Source organism: Haloplanus salinarum (assembly GCF_024498175.1).
GTDB classification, from domain to species: Archaea; Halobacteriota; Halobacteria; order Halobacteriales; family Haloferacaceae; genus Haloplanus; species Haloplanus salinarum.
Genome location: NZ_CP101823.1, coordinates 835,601 through 854,049, shown reverse-complemented (window position 1 = coordinate 854,049; position 18,449 = coordinate 835,601). Strand labels below are relative to the sequence as shown.

The 18,449-nt window shown below is 70.3% G+C and carries 18 protein-coding genes and 1 tRNA gene; 4 read left to right on the top strand and 15 right to left on the bottom strand.

Translation table 11 applies throughout. The features are described from left to right. Positions 1-100: 100 nt before the first annotated feature. The 9 genes from NO364_RS04510 to NO364_RS04470 all read right to left on the bottom strand — a co-directional run bounded on the left by NO364_RS04510 (position 101) and on the right by NO364_RS04470 (position 9,044). Positions 101-1,171 carry a mandelate racemase/muconate lactonizing enzyme family protein gene (locus NO364_RS04510; RefSeq protein WP_257628648.1) on the bottom strand — a complete coding sequence of 357 codons (1,071 nt, stop codon included), beginning with the start codon at positions 1,169-1,171 and terminating at the stop codon, positions 101-103. After that, complete coding sequence (locus NO364_RS04505) at positions 1,168-2,109, bottom strand: 1,4-dihydroxy-2-naphthoate polyprenyltransferase (protein ID WP_157688240.1); 942 nt, start codon at positions 2,107-2,109, stop codon at positions 1,168-1,170. Before NO364_RS04505 ends, NO364_RS04510 begins: the two co-directional genes overlap by 4 nt. Before the next feature lie 40 nt (positions 2,110-2,149). After that, the gene (locus NO364_RS04500; RefSeq protein WP_157688239.1) at positions 2,150-3,325 is read right to left on the bottom strand and encodes an inorganic phosphate transporter; all 1,176 of its coding nucleotides are present in this window, start codon (positions 3,323-3,325) and stop codon (positions 2,150-2,152) included. 58 nt (positions 3,326-3,383) lie between these two features. Continuing rightward, the gene (locus tag NO364_RS04495) at positions 3,384-3,881 is read right to left on the bottom strand and encodes a hypothetical protein (RefSeq protein ID WP_157688238.1); all 498 of its coding nucleotides are present in this window, start codon (positions 3,879-3,881) and stop codon (positions 3,384-3,386) included. 64 nt (positions 3,882-3,945) lie between these two features. Continuing rightward, positions 3,946-4,884 (bottom strand): 1,4-dihydroxy-2-naphthoyl-CoA synthase, encoded by a 939-nt coding sequence (locus NO364_RS04490; protein WP_157688237.1) that lies wholly within the window; start codon positions 4,882-4,884, stop codon positions 3,946-3,948. 38 nt (positions 4,885-4,922) lie between these two features. Beyond that, positions 4,923-5,270, bottom strand: coding sequence for a hypothetical protein (locus NO364_RS04485; protein ID WP_157688236.1), 348 nt, complete (start codon positions 5,268-5,270; stop codon positions 4,923-4,925). A 37-nt stretch (positions 5,271-5,307) separates the two neighbouring features. Further along, positions 5,308-7,080, bottom strand: a complete 1,773-nt coding sequence (menD, locus tag NO364_RS04480) for a 2-succinyl-5-enolpyruvyl-6-hydroxy-3-cyclohexene-1-carboxylic-acid synthase (protein WP_257628647.1) — start codon at positions 7,078-7,080, stop codon at positions 5,308-5,310. Then, positions 7,077-8,414, bottom strand: a complete 1,338-nt coding sequence (locus NO364_RS04475) for an isochorismate synthase (protein ID WP_157688234.1) — start codon at positions 8,412-8,414, stop codon at positions 7,077-7,079. Before NO364_RS04475 ends, menD begins: the two co-directional genes overlap by 4 nt. Before the next feature lie 36 nt (positions 8,415-8,450). After that, a complete protein-coding gene (locus tag NO364_RS04470; RefSeq protein WP_257628646.1) occupies positions 8,451-9,044 on the bottom strand; it encodes a sulfite oxidase-like oxidoreductase in 594 nt (197 codons plus the stop codon). Between the two features lie 171 nt (positions 9,045-9,215). On the opposite strand from NO364_RS04470, the gene NO364_RS04465 reads away from it, so the two are divergent. The 3 genes from NO364_RS04465 to NO364_RS04455 all read left to right on the top strand — a co-directional run bounded on the left by NO364_RS04465 (position 9,216) and on the right by NO364_RS04455 (position 11,631). Beyond that, positions 9,216-9,428 carry a ribbon-helix-helix domain-containing protein gene (locus tag NO364_RS04465; RefSeq protein WP_049936177.1) on the top strand — a complete coding sequence of 71 codons (213 nt, stop codon included), beginning with the start codon at positions 9,216-9,218 and terminating at the stop codon, positions 9,426-9,428. A 167-nt stretch (positions 9,429-9,595) separates the two neighbouring features. After that, positions 9,596-9,874: a UPF0058 family protein gene (locus NO364_RS04460; protein WP_157688232.1), complete on the top strand. Its 279-nt coding sequence runs from the start codon at positions 9,596-9,598 to the stop codon at positions 9,872-9,874. A gap of 92 nt (positions 9,875-9,966) precedes the next feature. Then, a complete protein-coding gene (locus NO364_RS04455) occupies positions 9,967-11,631 on the top strand; it encodes a rhomboid family intramembrane serine protease (protein WP_257628645.1) in 1,665 nt (554 codons plus the stop codon). Positions 11,632-11,671: 40 nt separating this feature from the next. Here NO364_RS04455 and NO364_RS04450 read toward each other — a convergent pair whose 3' ends face one another. From NO364_RS04450 to NO364_RS04430, 5 genes are all read right to left on the bottom strand, one after another. Beyond that, positions 11,672-12,295: an METTL5 family protein gene (locus tag NO364_RS04450; protein ID WP_257628644.1), complete on the bottom strand. Its 624-nt coding sequence runs from the start codon at positions 12,293-12,295 to the stop codon at positions 11,672-11,674. Positions 12,296-12,493: 198 nt separating this feature from the next. Beyond that, complete coding sequence (locus tag NO364_RS04445) at positions 12,494-13,057, bottom strand: thermonuclease family protein (RefSeq protein ID WP_257628643.1); 564 nt, start codon at positions 13,055-13,057, stop codon at positions 12,494-12,496. 40 nt (positions 13,058-13,097) lie between these two features. After that, positions 13,098-14,996, bottom strand: a complete 1,899-nt coding sequence (locus NO364_RS04440) for an arginine--tRNA ligase (RefSeq protein ID WP_257628642.1) — start codon at positions 14,994-14,996, stop codon at positions 13,098-13,100. A gap of 134 nt (positions 14,997-15,130) precedes the next feature. Beyond that, positions 15,131-15,388 carry a DUF7553 family protein gene (locus NO364_RS04435; RefSeq protein ID WP_157688227.1) on the bottom strand — a complete coding sequence of 86 codons (258 nt, stop codon included), beginning with the start codon at positions 15,386-15,388 and terminating at the stop codon, positions 15,131-15,133. Between the two features lie 114 nt (positions 15,389-15,502). Further along, positions 15,503-15,575, bottom strand: a tRNA-Arg gene (locus NO364_RS04430). A gap of 150 nt (positions 15,576-15,725) precedes the next feature. Between NO364_RS04430 and NO364_RS04425 the strand changes: the two genes are divergently transcribed. Then, entirely contained in the window at positions 15,726-17,138 is a 1,413-nt protein-coding gene (locus tag NO364_RS04425; protein ID WP_257628641.1) for an erythromycin esterase family protein, read from the top strand. Positions 17,139-17,161: 23 nt separating this feature from the next. Here the strand turns inward: NO364_RS04425 and NO364_RS04420 are convergent, their stop codons facing one another. Then, positions 17,162-18,415 (bottom strand): Glu/Leu/Phe/Val family dehydrogenase, encoded by a 1,254-nt coding sequence (locus tag NO364_RS04420; protein WP_257628640.1) that lies wholly within the window; start codon positions 18,413-18,415, stop codon positions 17,162-17,164. Between the last annotated feature and the right edge of the window lie 34 nt (positions 18,416-18,449).

Below are 18,449 nucleotides of genomic sequence, written 5' to 3'. Positions count from 1 at the left end.
GAGCGAGAAGACGAGGACGGCGAACAGTCCGAGGGCGTACAGCAGGCGACCAGTCGACATACCCCCCGTTCGGATCGGATTCGTATAGCTTCGGCGATGGTCACACCAGGTCCTCGAAGGTCGCCCCGGCGACGCCCGGGCCCTCGGGGACGGTCACCGCGCCGGCCTCGACCGGCGCCGGATCGGGGACGAGATCCGATTCGAGGGCGTCGCCCGTCGCCAGCCCGCAGGGCCGGACCCCGGGGACCGCGGCGGCGACGTGGACCGCCGCGGTCCGTGCCGGCGCGGCGTCGAACGTCGTCGTCACCACCGGGTCGACGCCCGCCCGCCGGGCCGCGGTCGCCGCCCGGAACGCCCGGCCGGGGCCGCCGAGGGCCATCGGCTTCAGGACCAGTACGTCGGCCGCGCCGGCGTCGAGGACCGCCTCGACGGACACCGCAGTCAGCGTCTCGTCGAGCGCCACGTCGAGGCCGCGGCCCCGGAGCGCGGCGTGCCCCGACAGGTCCGCGGCCGGGAGCGGCTGTTCGAGGTAGGCGAGATCCAGCGGCCCGAGGGTGTCGACCGCCTCGGCGGCCGTCTCGCGGTCCCACGCGCCGTTCGCGTCCGCCCGGAGCGACACGTGCTCGCCGACCGCCGCCCGGACGGCGCGCAGGCGCTCGACGTCGCGTTCCAGGGATCCGGCGCCGACTTTCACCTTGAGGCAGTGGAACCCGGCGTCGACGGCCGCCGTGGCGGCCGTGGCCGTCGCCGACGGCTCCGCGTCGCCCACCGTCGCGTTCACCGGTACCGTCGACGACGGGTCGTCGGCGAACAGCCCGGCGAGCGACCGGCCGTTGCGGCGGCCCGCGGCGTCGAGAAGCGCGCTCTCGACGGCGTGACGGGCCGCCGGCGCGTCGGCGAGCGGGTCGGTCACGGCGTCGGGTGCCCCGGATAGCGGGTCCGGGGCGTCGTCGACGGCGTCGAGGAGCCTCGCCTCGGCGTCGGCCACCGCGTCGAGCGCGGCCCGACAGTCGGCGAGCGACTCCGTCCACCCGGGCAGGGGCGTCGCCTCGCCGACCCCGCGGGCGTCGTCGGCGCCGAGCCCGAGCAGCGTCCCCTCGCGTCGCTCGATGCGACCGCGGGCCGTATCGAGGGGCGTCGCGAGGTCGAGGCCGAAATCGCGGCGGTTCATACGCCGAGAGCGAGGCCGACGCCGAACAGGAGGGCGTGGGCCGCGAGCAGTTTGCCGGTTCGCTCCAGCGCCGGGTTGAGTTTCTCGCCCGAGGTGTGGCCGCCGACGGTCCGGGCCACCGAGACGGCGAGCGGGAGCGTCACGAGCGGCAGGCAGACCACCGGCGAGGCGGGGGCGGCGAGCCACAGCGCGGGCGGGACGAGGTACGCGAGCGCCAGGAGGGCGACGTACTGGACGCGGCTCCAGCGGTAGCCCAGGCGGACGGCGAGGGTGCGTTTACCCGTCTCGGCGTCGGTCTCCATGTCGCGGACGTTGTTCACGACGAGGATGTTCGTCGACAGCGCGGCGACGGGGAGACTGGCGGCGACGGCGACCGGTGGGAGGGTTCCGGGGGGGATCGAGAGCGGGAACGGGGCCGCGAGCGTCGCCGCCGCCTGCACGTAGTAGGTGCCGGTGACGGCGACGACGCCGAAAAAGACGAACACGAAGAGGTCGCCGAGGCCGTGGTAGCCGAGGGGGTAGGGGCCGCCGGTGTAGGCGAAGCCGGCGGCGACGGAGAGCAGGCCGACGATCAGGATGGGGAGGCCGCCGACGTAGACGAGCGTCGTCCCGACGAGGACGGCGGCCGCGAAGGTGAGGTAGGCGGCGCGTTTGACCGCGTCGGGGGAGATGAGCCCCGACTGGGTAACGCGGGTGAATCCCTCGCGGTCCTCGGTGTCCGCCCCCTTCACGGCGTCGTAGTAGTCGTTGGCGAAGTTGGTGCCGATCTGAATGAGGGCGGCGCCGAGGAACGCGGCGGCCGCGGCGAAGGGGTCGGCGACCCCGTGCCCGACCGCGAGACCGGTGCCGACGGCGACCGGCGCGGCCGTCGCCGGGAGGGTCTGTGGCCGGGCGGCCATCACCCACGCGCGGCGACGGCTGATCTCCTGTGTGCTCATCGTCGACCGATGGGGACGCCACCGCGTAAAGAGTGCCGTTTCACCACCAGACGGCGAACAGCACCCGGAAGGTGGCGTACGCGCCGACGGTCGAGAGCAGCGGCACCACGTTCTGCATGAGGACGACCCGGCCGGTGGTCTCCGGATCGAACAGGTCGGCGGCGCTCGGCGTCTCGGCGGGTTCCTCCTCGCCGATGTCGGGTGCCTCCTCGCCGGGTTCGTCGGCCGTCAGCGCACCAACGGAGACGTTCGGCGTCTCCTCGCCGCGGACCCCCTGTGAGACGGTGGTCGACCGCGTCGCCCGCCCCCACCCGAGGCCGACGATGGACATGGTCGCGATGATGACGAAGGAGGCGGGGATGCCGATGGCCGACAGGCCGATGACGATGCCCGAGGAGATGACCGCGACGACGATGGCGGCCGTCAGCGGCAGGTCGGTGATGTCGTTGCCGAGGGTGTCGAGCGTCCGGCGCGCGATGGTGAGCGCGCCGACGGCGACGGCGGCACAGCCAAGCAGGATCAGGAGGTTCAGATCGACGCCGGCGCCGTAGAGCGGCGCGATGGCGTTGGCGATGTTCGAGGTGCCCGAGGAGAAGGCCATCAGACAACCGATGCCGATGACGACGACCGTTCCGACGACCTCGCGGCGGGTGGAGTTCGGTCCCGCCTGTGGGGTGGGGACCGCCCCCGAGCGATCGAGCGTCAGGAGCGGCCCGTCGCTGCGTTCGATGGCGACCCAGCGGTTGATCGTCGGGTAGAAATACCGCCCGACGACACCGGAGACCCAGAAGCCGACGAGCGGCGCGACGATCCACCAGACCGCGATCTCGCCCATGATGGCCCAGTCGAGTTCGCCGGCGGCGACGCCCAAGCCGGCGATGGCGCCGACCGCCGTCATCGACGTCGACGCGGGGACGCCGGCGTAGTTGCCGACGAAGAGCGCCCCGCCGATGAAAAAGAGGACGACGATGCTGGACTCGACGGTGAAGACGCCGGGGTCGGTCACCAGGTCGCGGCCGAGCGTGTTCACGACCCGGCGGCCGATGGTCCACGCGCCGACCGAGAAGAAGACGGCCATGAGCGCGCCGGCCAATAGCTTCGAGATGACACCCGCCCCGACCGCCGGGCCGAAGGCGGGCCCGGTGTTCGAACCGCCGATGTTGAACCCGACGAACAGCGCGACCCCGAAGCCGACCAAGAGGAGTGCCCCGATCATGCGTCGCTACCGGTCGGAGGGATCGGTCGTCCGGCCTCATGTAGCTGTCGTCGTCCGCTCATCTGTCGTCCGACTCCCCGTTGCCGGCCCCGGCTTCTGTCTCGCCTTCCCCTTTCGTCATCTCCCCGATCTGATCGGTTCGGGGCCGCCGATCGACCCGCTGGTTCACCTGCTCGAGCTGGTCGATGATGTCGCCGACCTCCTCCGAGATGGTCCGCTCGACGTTCTCGGTGACCTCCTCGGTGACCGTCTGTTCGACCTTCTCTGTCACCTCCTCGGTTACCTCTTCGGTCACCTCCTCGGCGACGGTCTGTTCGACGCTCTCGGTCATCTCCTCGGTGAGCGTCTCCTCGACTTTCTCTGTCACTTCCTCGGTCATCCACTGGGGGTCGAACCGGGCCATCTTCCAGACGACGTGGACGACGTACGACACCAGCGCGCCGATGCCGAACGCGACGCCGACGTTCGTCCCGACCACGAGGATGAGGCCCGCCGCGAGGAGTATCAACAGCCCGTACGCCAGATCGACGAAGAAGTCCACGCGGCTCGGATTCATCAGTTACGACCAGAAATGTGGGCTTCGTACATATACCCTCTCGCTTTCCCCGACGCTGGGCCGCTCAGTAGTGCCAGGGCACGTCGGAGAAGTCCGGATCCCGCCCCTCCAAGAAGGCGTCCCGCCCCTCCCGAGCCTCGTCGGTCATGTAGGCGAGCCGGGTGGCCTCGCCGGCGAACACCTGCTGGCCGACCATCCCGTCGTCCGCGAGGTTGAACGCGTACTTCAGCATCCGCATCGCGGTGGGGCTCTTGTCCGTCATCGTCTCGGCCCAGTCGAGCGCGACGTCCTCCAGTTCGTCGTGAGGGACCGCCTCGTTCACCATCCCCATCTCCGCGGCCGCCGCGGCGTCGTAGGTCTTGCCGAGGAAGAACACCTCGCGTGCCTTCTTCTGCCCGATCTGTCGGGCGAGGTAGGCGGAGCCGAACCCGCCGTCGAAGGAGGCCACGTCCGGGTCGGTCTGGAGGAACTTCGCGTGCTCTTCGCTCGCGATGGTGAGATCACAGACGACGTGCAGGGAGTGGCCGCCGCCGACGGCCCAACCGGGGACGACGGCGACGACGGGCTTGGGCATGAACCGGATCAGTCGCTGGACTTCGAGGACGTGGAGGCGCCCGACCGTCGGCGTGTCGGCGTCCAGCGAGGCGTCCCCGGTGTCGGCGTCGGTACCGTCGGCCGCGTCGGCGCCGTCGTCCCCGCGGTACTCGTAGCCCGAGTCCCCGCGGATGGACTGGTCGCCGCCCGCGGAGAACGCCCACCCGCCGTCCGTCGGTGACGGACCGTTGCCGGTCAGTAGGACCGCACCCACGTCGGCCTGCTGGCGGGCGTGATCCAGCGCCGCGTACAGTTCGTCGACGGTCCGGGGGCGGAAGGCGTTGCGCACCGCGGGGCGGTCGATGGCGATCCGCACCGCGGGGACGTCGTCCGCGCGGTGGTAGGTGACGTCGTCGAACTCGTCGGTGACGGCCGTCCAGCGGTCCGGATCGAAGAGGTCGGAAACCATACTCCGAGGGCGGGGCGGCGCGCGCAAAAAGATTCACCTCACCGCGAGTCGAGCCACCCCGCGACCGGCCCGAGGGGGCTGGTGATCCAGGCGACGGCGACGACCGTCGCCGAGACGAGGACGCCGAGCAGGACCGACGCCGCGACGACGACCGAGTACGCGAGAACGACTAGGACGACGGCGCCGGTCGCCAGCCGCCGCGCCCGCGTCATGTCCTCGAGCGGGTTCCCGGACGACGCCCGGTCGATCACCCACGCGAGCAGGTAGAGAAGGGCGGCGGCGAAGACGCCGAGGAGAAGGTTGTTGGCGACCACGAAGGCGTAGGCGACGACGAGGAACGCGGCCACGAGGGCGGGCAACTGCCAGGTGCGGATCGTGGAGGGCATCGGTCGGAGTCACCGGCCGCGAGCGGATAAATCCCGTTCACTCCCCGTCGGCGAGGGTCTCGACCGTCGCCTCCAGCAGCCGCTCCCGGGTCCGCTGGCTCGCCTCGGCGTCGGTCCGCACCTCGATCACGTCGGTCCCCTCGCGCCCCACCGAGTCGGCGTAGGCCTCCCGGAACGCCTCGCGGTCGTCGACCGCGACGTGCGTCAGGTCGTAGAGATCGGCCGTGGGTTCGAACTCGCGGCCGTGTGGCGTTTTGAACGACTCGGTGAACGGCGGGTCGAAGGATTCGATGGGGAGGCGATGGAAGATGCCGCCGCCGTCGTTGTTGACGAGTACGACCGTCGCGTCGACGCCACACCGGAGCGCGGACAGCAGGCCGTTGCCGTCGTGGTAGTAGGCTAGGTCGCCGACCACGAGGGTGAGGTGATCGGCCGTGGCGCTGCCGGCGCCGAGGCCGGTCGAGACGACGCCGTCGATGCCGGAGGCGCCGCGGTTGCCGAGGACGGTGTAGTTCGCCGCGACGGGCGGCGCGTACCGGTCGGCGTCCCGGACCGGGTTCGAGTTCGACACCACCAGCGTCGCGGGTTCGGGCGCGAGGTCGGCCACGTCACCGAGGATCGCCCCCTCGAAGTAGCCGCCCGCGCCGTCGTCGACGGCGTCGCCGACCGTCTCGCGGTGGACCCGCTCGGCTTCGGCCCAGCGCTCGCGCCAGGCGGGGGCGTCCGGCCCCCCGACGCGTTCCGCCAGCCGGGCCGCAAGCCGCGAGGGGTCGGCGACGATCAGATCCGTCGCCCGGAACGCCGCCTCGCGCCACCCGCCCGCGGGATCGACGACGAACTGCCGGGCCCCGGTCCGCGCGAGGTACCCCCGGAGTCGCTTCGAAGTGGGCGAGGCGCCGACCCGAACGACCACCTCGGGGTCGGGCCAGTCGTCGGTCACGCGGGGGTCGAGATAGCCGTCGTAGCCGCCGACGGTCGTCGTCACGCGGGTGTGGCCACCGAAGCGGAGCCCCGAGAGCGGGTCGGCGAGGATCGGAAAGCCCGTCGCGTGCGCGAGAGCGGTGATCGCCTCGGGGTCGACCCCCGGCGGATCGGTCGGTCCGGCGACGAGCAGCCCCCGTTCGACCGATAGGGCCTCGACGAGCGGTCGGACGTCGACGCGGTCGAGTCGGGGCGTCCCCGTCGTCGTCCGCACGAACGGCCGGTCGTCGCCGCGTCCGGCGGCGGCCAGCGGGTCGAGGTCCGCGGGGACGTCGCCCGGGACGGGCGTCGGTTCCAGAGGCTTGCGGAACCGACAGTTCAGGTGGACCGGCCCCGCGGGCGTCCCCGTCGCCGCGGCGAGCGCGCGGGCGGCGGTCGTCCGTAGCGAGCGGAGCTTCCGTTCCTCGGCCTCGGGTTCCGGCAGGTCGGCGTACCAGCGGACGGCGTCGCCGTACAGCTTCTCCTGGTCGACGGTCTGGTTGGCGCCGCTGTCGTGGAGTTCGGGCGGGCGGTCGGCGGTGAGCAAGAGGAGGGGCACGCGTCCGCGGTCGGCCTCGATCACCGCGGGGTGGTAGTTCGCGGCGGCGGTCCCCGAGGTACAGATCAGGGGCGTCACCTCGCCGGTACGGCGGGCCCGACCGAGCGCGAAGTAGGCCGCCGACCGCTCGTCGAGGACCGAGTGGACCGTCAGGTCGTCGTGGTCCGCGACGGCGGTGACGAGCGGCGTCGAGCGACTCCCCGGGGAGACGACGACGCTCTCGACGCCCCCGCGGACGAGTTCGTCGACCAGCGTCCGCCCCCAGAGGACGTTGCGGTTCGGCGCGCTCATCGCTCCAGTTCGTCGAGGATCGGGCGGTATTTGAGCTGTACCTCGTCCCACTCGCGGTCCGGGTCGGAGTCGGCGACGACACCGACGCCGGCGAAGAGCGTGGTCGACGTGTCGCGGGCGAGCGCCGAGCGGATGGCGACGGCGAAGGTGCCGTTGCCGGCGGCGTCGACCCAGCCCACCGGGGCGGCGTACCATCCGCGGTCGAACGGTTCGGTCTCGCGGATGGTCGCCAGCGCCCGCTCCGGGGGGAGCCCCCCGACGGCGGGCGTAGGGTGGAGCGCCTCCACCAGGTCGAGGACGTGCGTGTCCCGATCCAGCGTCGCCGTGATGGGTGTAAAGAGGTGCTGGACCGTCTCGAGGCGACGGACGCTCCGCTCGCCGGCGGTGATCGAGGAGGCGAAGGGGGCGAGCTGTTCGCGGATGGTCTCCCCGACGAGTTCGTGTTCGTGGACGTTCTTCTCGTCGTCGAGCAGTTCCTCGGCTAGCCAGTCGTCCTCGGCGGGCGTGTCGCCGCGGCCCGTCGTGCCGGCCAGCGCCCCCGTGGCGACCGTGCGGCCGTGGCGGCTCACGAGTCGCTCGGGCGTGGCGCCGAAGAAACTCGGCCGGTCCGGTCCGGCCGTCGGTTCGACGAGGAAGCGATAACAGTCGGGGTAGGTCGACCCCAGGCGCGCCAGGACGTCGGGCACCGAGAGCGGCCGGTCGAGGGTCACGTCGAGCGCCTGCGCGAGGACGACCTTCCGCAGGTCGCCGGCGCGGATGCGCTCGACGGCGGCCTCGACGGAGTCGCGCCACGCGTCCCGCGGGGTGGTGCGCGTCCGCGAGACGATTTCGGGCGGCGGGCCGGCGTCCGTGTCGTCGAGGCCCGCCAGGCGTTCGCGCTCGGCGTCGAGGCGTTCCTCGACGGCTCCGGCCGTCGCGTCGTGGCCGACGGCGTTGACCGTCAACCACGTCCCACGGTCGGTTTCGGTCACCTGCACCCGGGGGAGGACGAACCGTGCGCCGGGGAAGTCGGCCCAGACGGAGCCGTCGCCGCCGTCGTCGTGGAAGGCAAAGCCCCCGAACAGACGGGGGCAGGCGGCCTCGGTACCGGCGTGGACGTCGCCGGAGCGCAACACCCGATCGATGCCCTCGCGGACGGCGGCAAAGCGGTCCCGACCGTCCGCGGTGAGTTCGGCGGCCACGCCGCCGGCGACGACCGTCGCCTCGTCGGGTCCCGTCCAGAACGTCCGCGGCGCCGGCAACGCGTCGAGGGCGACACGGAGCGAGGGGACCGACGCCCGGATCGACCGACTGACGAGACGCGTTCCCGTCTCGTCGCTTCGCGGGACACCCATTATAAATCCGTGAGGCCGCCGCACTCTTTTACCTAACTATCCGTAGCGTTCCTCCCGCCAGGGGTTCGCCGTCACGGAGTACCCCCGCTGCTCCCAGAAGCCGCGCTGTGGTTCGGTGAGGAACTCGATACCGGTGGCCCACTTGGCGCCCTTGTAGGCGTAGCGGTGGGGTGTGACCACGCGGACGGGGCCGCCGTGCTCCCGCGGGAGGGGGTCGCCGTCGAACTCGAACGCGAGGAGCGTCTCGGGACGCAGACACGCGTCGAGGGGGAGGTCGGTCGTGTAGTCGTCCGCAGCGTGAAAGAGGACGTGTTCGGCGTCCGGGTCGACGCCGGCGTGGTCGGCGAGCGTCCGGAAGGGGACCCCGGTGAACTCGCAGTCGAACCGGCTCCACCCCGTCACGCAGTGGAAGTCCTGTCGCTGCGTCTCGACACCCAGGGCGGTGAACGCCTCCCAGTCCAGGGTGCGTGGCTCCGCGACGGCGCCGCTCAGCGTGAGCGACCACTCCTCGCGGGTGACCCGCGGTTCGTTCCCCTTCGAGAGGACCGGAAACCCCTCCGTTCGGTGTTGTCCCGGCGGGAGACGCTCGTCGCCGAACTCCCGGTAGAGTCCGGTGACGTCTTCGACCATACGGCCAGTGGCGGCCGGAGACAGGTATGCGTGTCGGTGGATTGTACGATTTGATAAATTCAGTTAAGACAAACCGAGAATAAGATTCAGTCGCCGAATATTCTGTTTTTGAATGTCGGGCTTTCCCCCGCAGAATTTAAATACGCCCCTTCCAAACCCTCGAACGTCCAAATGCCGAACGTGGAAATAACCGTCCCGGAACACCTGGAGATGCAGATCGCCCAGTTGATCGAGCAAGGGGAGTTCGTCAACCGGGAGGAAGCCATCCAGGAACTGCTCTCGACGGGGCTCCGGGCGTACAAGACGAGCGGTCCGATCGAGGAGGAAGAGCCCGGATTCGAGGACGAGGGCATGATGGGTCACGAGGACGAGTACGTGTTCTGATACTGTGTATTGTAAATCATTGCCGGTGGTTCGCCGGACTGTCCTGGCGAACCACCGGTGAACAGTTACAATAATCCGTATGAGCCGCCGCGGACGGTCCCCAGCGCCGGCGCGTATGCGAGGGCGGCGCAATAATCCTTAACCGGCCTTCGTCCGTACGCGGGTGTATGCACAAGGAAGAACTCCTCGAACTACACGAGCAGATGGTGACGATCATGAACTACTTCCGGAGTCAGGAGACCGTCGACTCCGAACTCTTCGAGCCGTACGAGTCCCTGAGCGTCGACCCCTCACACGTCCACAAGTCGAAAAGCGAGCACAAACACGCGGTGTTCGTCCTCGGCAACGCGCTGGCGACGGCGATGAGCGAGGACGAGTTCTCGGACGCCGGCCGGGTCGGTAAGCGGATGGCCGAACTCGCCGAGGACGCCGAGAACAAACTGTAGTCGGCGACCGGACCTGCGACGCCCCGACCCGCCGAGCGACGGCCACCCCGTCGCCCGTCGGATTCATTACGGCCGGGGCGTGAACGGGGGACATGCTCGGCCTCCCGGACGCGGCGACCCTCTTTCGGTTGGCGGTAGTCCTCTCCCTCCTCTTCGCCGCCGCCGCCGTCGTCGCGTTCGACCGCCCGCGGGGTCGGTGGGGGGCCCGCCTGCGCTTGCGGTTCGTCCTCGGCGTTCCGTGGGGAACGCTCGTCTCCGTCGGAATCGTCCTCGTGGTGTACCTGTTCGTCCAGGGCGGCTGGGGCGACTGGTACGCTCCCGTCACCATCCCCTTCCGGGCGTGGTCGTACCTCTACCCGCTGGGGATGCTGACCGCCGGCTTCGCCCACTCCGGGGCGGGCCATCTCGTCGGCAACCTCGTCGGGACGCTCGTGTTGGCTCCGCTCGCGGAGTACGCGTGGGGTCACTTCCCCCGCGAACGGGGCACGCAGACGTTCACCTCGTCGCTGACCAACCCCTACGTGCGGGCGTTCGTGGCGTTTCCGGCCGCCGTCGTCGCAGTGGGGCTGTTCACCGCCGTGTTCTCCCTCGGCCCCGTCATCGGCTTCTCGGGGGTGGTCTTCGCCTTCGCGGGGTTCGCGCTGGTTCGCTACCCCATCGCGACGGTCGTCGCCCTCAGCGTCGGCAACGGTCTCCGGACGCTCTACCGGGCGCTCCGGACCCCCACGCTGTCGGCGAGCGCCGGCCCCTCCTACTCCGCGCCCTGGTGGTCCGACATCGCCATCCAGGGACACGCCATCGGACTCCTCGCGGGCGTCCTCCTCGGGGTGTGGTTCCTCCGGTCGAGCGGGTCCAAGCGGCCGTCGGCGGCCCGGGTCGCCGTCGGCGTCGCGCTGTTCGGCGTCGGACAGTCGCTGTGGGCGGTCTACTGGTATCGCGGCGGCGAGACGTACGTCCTCTATCGGGCGGCGGGGCTCGCGCTGGTGGTCCTGCTGGCGGCGCTCGTCGCCGGAACGGTCGCGGCCTCGGCACGGCCGCTCCTGTCGGCGCCGAGGCGTCCGGACGCGCTCCGGTCGGTCCCGCGGTGGCAGGTGGGAGCCACCGCTCTGCTGTTCTGTACCGCCGCCATCGCCGGGCCGGCGGTCCCGGTCAACCTGATGACGACCCAGGCCGGCGACCTGCCCGGGGAGAGCGACCCGCTCACGGTCCGAGGCTACGAGGTGACCTACGCGGAGGACGTCCCGAACGGGATGGTGTCGGTGGTCGACGTGGAGGCGTTCGGCGAGACGACGCAGGTCAACACCTCGGGGGTGATCGTCAGGAACCGCGACCGGGGCATCTGGATGACCGCCGTCTCGAAGGGACGACTCGACTTCACCGGGACGACGCGGGTCCGCGTCGGTGGCGTCGGGTGGCGGGATTCGGTCCGCGTCCGGCGGACCGGATGGGACGCCGTCGGCGGCGGAACGGTCTACCGGGTCGACCTCGCGCACGGGGACCGGAACGTGACCGCCTACACCTCGCCGCCGGCGCGGGCCGACCCCGTGATCGCCGGCCGGAACGTCACCCTCGAAGCGGCGCCCGGAGGGTTCCGCCTCAACGTCTCGCTGGGGAACCGATCGGCCGTGGCGCCGATGCCCGCGGTCAACGAGACGCGGTCGGTCGGCGGCTTGGAGTTCGCCAACGTCCAGGGACGGGTCTACGCCGTCGACGGCGGGACGCGGGTCCGGGTCGCCAAACGGGAGACCTACGAGTAGTCCGCGCGCCGACTGCGCGCCGGGAACCCGGCCACCGGCGTCAGGACCACTCGATCCGGAACACTTCCGTGTCGATCTCCCGGCGGTCGGCGGCGTGGTGGTCGAACTGCCGGTCGAGGTCGAACTGCGCGGCGAAGGCGTGGGTCACCTCGCCGCCGTTGTCGGCCGCGAACGCCTCGACGAACTCCCGGCTGCCGGCGTTGTGGACCGAGTAGGAGACCTCGGCGACCTCGGCGGCCGTCGCCAGGAACGCCCGGTCGGCGTGTTCGTTGCCCGACTGGGCGCCGAACGGCGGGTTCATCACGACCGTCGTCGGGCCGTCCGGACGGATCGGCGCGCGGGTGGCGTCGGCCTGGACCCAGTGGATCTCCGTGCGTGTGCCGACACGGCGTCGGTTCTCGCGGGCGACCTCGAGGGCGTCGCGATCGATCTCGACGCCGACCGCCCGTTCGGGACCGCGCAGCGCCGCCCCCAGGGTGAACATCCCCGTCCCCGCGCCGAGGTCGACGACCGTCCGTCCCTGGATGTCGTCGTTGAGGTCGGCCACGTGCACCACGTGCGCGGCCAGTTCCGGCGGCGTCGGGTACTGTTCGAGGGCGGCCTGGGGGTTCTCGAAGCCGGCGACCACGGCCAACTGTCCGGCCAGTTCGGCTTTCGTCGCCATCATCGACCCACCCCCCCACGGACCCACGTCGTCCGTTCGTCCGTCGCCTGCCTCCGGGACCGTGTGGGTGTCATACTCGTCGTTACATATTTTCTAGTTATACTAAAGTCTTTGTGAATGCGCAATAGTAATCACAGAGTGCGGATACCGGGTGTTACGGGGCCGTAGTTCGCTCGGCGATCACACGCTCCGACGTCCTCAGGCCGCACACGACCAGAGGCCGCGTCGCTCCTCGCGGGCGGTCCGTTCGAGCGCCGCGTACCGGTCCCGCTCCCGAAACGAGGAGTCGTAGAGTCGCGCGTGGCCGCGTTCGAGCAACGCCGCGTTGAACGACTCGCCGTCGACGAGGACGTACGCGAGGAGTCGGTCGTAGCCGCCGCGTCGCCCCTCCGTCGCGTCGAACCGGAGCGTCACCTCCCGGTCGGCGAGTCGGTCGACGGCGAAGGTCGTCGCCGCCTCGCCCTGGCGCCGGAGACAGCGGTGTCCGGCCTCGGTGTCGGGCACGCCCTCGAACTCCGTGGGGTCGTTCTCGACGTGAACCTCCGGCGTGTCGACGCCGAGCAGTCGCACCGTGTCGGTCCGCCCGTCCGGGAACCGCACGTCGAGGGTGTCGCCGTCGACGACGTCGGTCACGCGGACGGTGGTCCCGTTCTCGGGCGTCCGGGTCGACCCCCCGCTCTCGTCCGACGGCACGGGGCCGACCCCGAGACAGCCGGCGCTCACGAGAAGGAGGATGACGACGACCGCACGACGCCGGCTCACGACTCGTCGTCGGCGTCCGCGGACAAAAGCGCCCCGGTGGTCACATCTCGGCGAGCGTGTCGATGCCGAGCAGACCGAGGCCGTTCTCGAACACCCGTGCGGTCGCGTCGGTCAGGGCGAGACGTTCCTCCGCCGCGTCCTCGGCGTCGAGGACGCGGTTCTTGTGGTAGAAGGAGTTGAACACGTGTGCCAGATCGAGGAGGTAGCGGGCGAGCGGCGCCGCGTCGTATCGCTCCTCGCACCGTTCGAGCACGAGCGGGTAGCGCCCGAGCTGATGGAGCAGGTTGTGGTCCGTGTCGTTGAACGTCTCGGGGTCGATAGCGTCGACGGCGGGGACCGTCTCCGCCGCGTCGAGGATGCTGTACGCGCGGGTGGTGGCGTACTGGACGTAGGGACCGGTGTCGCCCTCCAGCGACACCGCCTCGTCGATGTCGAAGGTGATGTCCTTCCCGCGATTCGAGGCGACCATCCCGTATTTGACCGTCGCGAGCGCGATCTTGCGGGCGATGGCGTCGACCTCGTCCCCGTCGACGTCGCGGCCCTTCTCCTCGACGATATCGCGGGCGCGCTCCCGGGCCGCGTCGAGCACCTCGCGGACGGTGACGATCTGGCCGCCGCGGGTCGACATGCTCCCCTCGGGGAGGCTGATCATCCCGTAGTCGATGTGTTCGAGGTGGACCTCGTCGTATCCCATCTTCCGAGCGGCGACGAACAGGCGCTGGAAGTAGCGGTTCTGCTCGCTGGCGACGACGTAGACCGACTGGTCGACGTCCAGTTCGCCGACCCGGTACTCGATGGTCGCCAGATCGCGCGTCCCGTAGACCGTCGAGCCGTCCGACTTGACGATGTAGAAGGCGTCGAAGTCCGCGTCCTCGACGCTTCCGGCCTCGTCGAGCAGTTCGCGGGCCCGGTCGAGCGACGGGTCGACGGACGCGGTCTCCGGGTCGCCCGCGTCGCCGTACTCGTCGGGGTAGATGGGAATGAACACCGAGCCGTCCGGCCCGCGCATCGCCACGTCCTCGTCGAGGGCCTTCTCGACGACCAGATCGTTCCACCCCTCGCGGGCGTAGAAGCTCTCGCCCAACCAGAGGTCGAAGTCGACGCCGAGTTCGGCGTAGACCCGCTCGAACCGCTCGACGCTCGCCTCGCGGAACCGCTCCCAGCGCTCGACCGCCTGCTCGTCGCCGCGTTCGAGACGCGCGAACCACTCCTTGCCGTCATCGACGTGGTACTGTCGCTCCGTCGTGACCGCCTCGTCGAACTCGTCGGTCACGGCGTCGAACGCCTCGACGTCCTCCAGCATCGAGTCCCGCTGCTCGAACTGCTGGTAGAGCTCCAGCAGGTGGGCGATCGGGTCGTCCTCGAAGGCCGCCTCGTCGCCGAATTCGACGTACTCGTGGAGGAGGTTGCCGAACTGGGTGCCCCAGTCGCCGAGGTGGTTGTCGCGGGTCACGTCGTGCCCCCGTGCCTCCAGGACGTTCATCAGCGCGTCACTGAGGATCGTGTTCCGCAGGTGCCCCACGTGGAGGGGCTTGGCGATGTTCGGCGAGGACACGTCGGCGACGATCCGGTCGGGGTCGGCCCGCTCCCGCGTCCCGTACGCCGCCCCCTCCGAATCGATCGTCGACAGCGTCCGCAGAGCCATCCGGTCCACGTCGAGGTGGTAGTTGATGTGGCCGTTCTCGACGGTAACCGAGTCGATGCCGTCGGGCAGTCCGCTCTCGCGGTGCCGGTCGGCGATGTCCGCCGCGACCGCCATCGGGTTCGCCCCCGCGTCGGCCGCGATGGCAAAGGAAACCGCGGACGAGAACTCCCCCTTCTCCTCGTCGTCGAAGTCCTCCAACTCGACGGTCGAGGGCTCGACGTCGCGGCCGTAGCCCGCATCGGCGACCGCGGCGCGTATCCCCTCGAACAGCTCGCGCTTGATGGCTCCAAGCATTCTTCGGAAATCCTCGCCCCTACTGCCGGATAAATCTCACTACATCGCCGGCGTCGGAGGCTAAACGGTACCGTCGTGCCGTCACGCCGACCGCCGCGACGCCGTGGCGTCGCCCCGACCGTCGCCGTTGGCGGTCACCCGGACTCGGCGTGTTCCGCGAGCAACTCGCGAGCGTGTTCCAAGTGTCGCGCCCGAGCGTCGTGGGTAGTCTCGGCGATGGTTCGCAGTTTGTACCGAACCCGACAGCGATACCCGGCGTCCAGGCCCTCCCCGCGACTGGCGCGCTCCCAGAGCGTCGCGGCGAGCCTGTCGAGTCGCCGTTCCTCGCCGGTCTCGGGTGGCTCCTCGATGGCGTCGATCAACCGCCGGTTCACCTCCCGTAGCGTCCGCATGCTGTCGAGGTTGATCCGGTGGACGGAAATATCTTCAGGCTCGCCGGACGGAGAGGGCGTCCCGGCGGCGTCCCCACGGCTACCTGGGGGCTCGTCGTGACCGAACGAAGTGAGCGTCCCGGCGGCGATTTGAACGCCGGTCCCTGGCTCCGGAAGCCAAGAGGATAGTCCACTACCCTACCGGGACACGTCGATCCAACGTAGCCCGGAATCACGTATATACCTATTGATCGGGCGTCGGTAGGGGGCCGTCACGGAACGGCCCGCGGGCCGACGGTCTCACGCTCGGAGGATCGTCGGGAGATATATCACCCGGACGGCGACAGGTCCGGACGTTATGGGTCCCCGAACGCAGCTCTCCAGACGACGAGCCCTCGCGTCGATCAGTGCGCTCGCCGGGGCGGTCGCCGGCTGTACGGGCGGTGACAGCGAGGACGCGACCACGCCGTCGCGGACGCGGACTGCCGATCCGACGGCGACGGCCCCGCGGTCGACGGAGGCAACAGAGAATCCGGACGAGCGCGCGGCGCTGATCGACGCCATCGACAGCGAAGCGGTCGCCATCGATCCGGACGCGTCCGCGGACGGGCTGGGGCCGGTCGCGACTCGCCTGGCTCAGTCACCGATCGTGGGTATCGGCGAGAACTCACACGGCGTGAGCGAGTTCAAGGGCTTCGCACACCGGCTCGTTCGGCGTCTCGTCGCCGATCACGGCTATCAACTGGTCGCCATCGAGGGGACGATCGGCGATTTCGGTCCCGTCGACCGCTACGTCGCGGGTGCGGACGTCGACCTCGACGCCGCGATGGGGTCGATCGAGTTCTACTTCTGGCGAACGGACGCGATCCGGCGTCTGTTCGAATGGTTGCGGGAGTTCAACGCCGGACGGCCGGCCACGGACCGAGCGGTGGTCCGGGGGTACGACGCCCAGTTTTTCGACGTGAACGCGACGGCGGTACGATCCTACCTGGAACGGGTCGATCCGGCGTATCTCGACGGAATCGACGAGCGACTGATGCCGCTTACCCGGCCGCTCTACGAGCGTCACGATGCCGACCTCCTGACCGAAGCGCGACTCGACCTGTTCGACTCCCTCGGGGACCGGCTCCGGGCCCGTCGCGACGCCTACGTCGCCGAGACGTCGACGGCCGAGTGGCGGCTCGCCCGCCGGCACGTCCGGACGCTCGAACGCGGGTTGCGGTTCCAGGCGGCCCTCCGGGCCGAGCGGTACACGCAGGGCAAGCGCGTCAGGGACGCCGCGATGGCCGAGAACGTCTCGTGGCTCCGCGACTGGACGGGTGCCGACCGGGCAGTCGTCCTGGGCAGCACGAACCACACGATGCGCAACGACGGTTCGGGTGAGGCCGCCCGCATGGGACAGCACCTGGCCGACGAGTACGGTGACGACTACTACTCCCTCGGCTGTCTGTTCGGCACCGGCCGCTTCAGGGCACCGACCGGCCCCGAGCGGACCGCCTTCGGGACCCACGACCTCGAGGGACCGGTCCCCGGCACGCTCGCCGCCACACTCGTCGAGGCGGCGGAGTCGTCGCTGTTCCTCGATTTCGAGACGGCACGCCGACGGGCGCCGATCGACGGGTGGCTCGACGACACGTCGCAGGTCGGCGTCTCGGTCCCGCGGGCCGCGGATCGGGGTGCCGTGCCGTTGCCGGCGGCCCCCGACGCCGTCTACGACGGGGTCGCTTTCGTCCGGGACGTCACGCCGGCCTCGTTCGCTTCGGAGGGGTGACCCGGCGGAGGGTTCGGCCGATCTCAGGGCCAGTTACCGCGGTCGTCGGCGGCGTCGGCGACCCGCTCGATGGCGACGACGTACGCGGCCGTCCGAAGGTTCGGCACGTCGACGGACTCGTAGGTGTCGACCAGTCGTTCGAATGCCTCGGTGACGACGCGTTCGAGTTCGTCGTTGACGCGCGCTTCGGTCCAGGCGAACCGCTGTCGGTTCTGCACCCACTCGAAGTAGGAGACGGTCACGCCACCCGCGTTCGCCAGAATGTCGGGGACAACGTAGACGTCGCGGTCGGTGAGGACGTCGTCGGCGTCGGGGGTGAGGGGGCCGTTCGCCGCCTCGACGATCACGTCCGCCCGCACGTCGCGAGCGATGTCCGCGTCGACGGCGTTCTCCAGGGCCGCGGGCACCAGCAGATCCACGTCGGCGGTGAGCAACGCCTCGTTCGTCAACTCCTCGTCGGCACCGGGGTAGCCGACGACCGAACCAGTCTCGCGTTTGTGGTCCTTGACCGCCGCGGTGTCGAGGCCGTCGGCCGCGTAGACGCCGCCGCTGGAGTCGCTGACCGCGACGACCGTCGCGCCCGCGTCGTCGAGGAGGGACGCGGCGACCGACCCGGCGTTGCCGTAGCCCTGCACCGCGACCGTCGCGTCGTCGATACCCCGTCCCAGGTACTCGAAGGTCTCCCGGGCGGCGAGCATCGTCGAGCGGCCCGTGGCCTCGACCCGGCCGGCGCTCCCCCCGGAGGAGGGCGCCTTCCCGGTGACGACGCCGGGTTCGGTCGTCCGCTCCAGCGTCTCGTAGGTGTCTTTGATCCAGTTCATCTCCCGTTGGCCGGTGTTGACGTCGGGCGCGGGGATGTCCCGATCCGCACCGATGAGCGGCCGGAGTTCGGTCGCGAACGCGCGGGTAATCCGTTCGAGTTCGCTCGCGGAGTACGTCCGCGGGTCGAACGCGATGCCGCCTTTCGCGCCCCCGTAGGGGATGTCCACCACGGCGCACTTGTACACCATCCACCCCGACAGCGCCGTCACCTCGTCCTGAGTGACGTCGGGGTGATACCGGATGCCGCCCTTGTACGGCCCGCGGTCGCCGTTGAACTGGACGCGGTAAGCCGGGAACTGCTCGACCAACCCGTCGTCCATCTCGACCGAGAGGGTCGTCTCCAGGACGCGTTCGGGGTGTTTGAGTCGCTCGATCACGTCGGCGTCCGCGTCGAGGTAGGCCGCTGCATCGTCGATCTGTTCCTGAAGACTCTCGAACGGGTTGATGTCCGCCATCTGGCCCGGCGATTTGCCCTCCTACAATACAGAC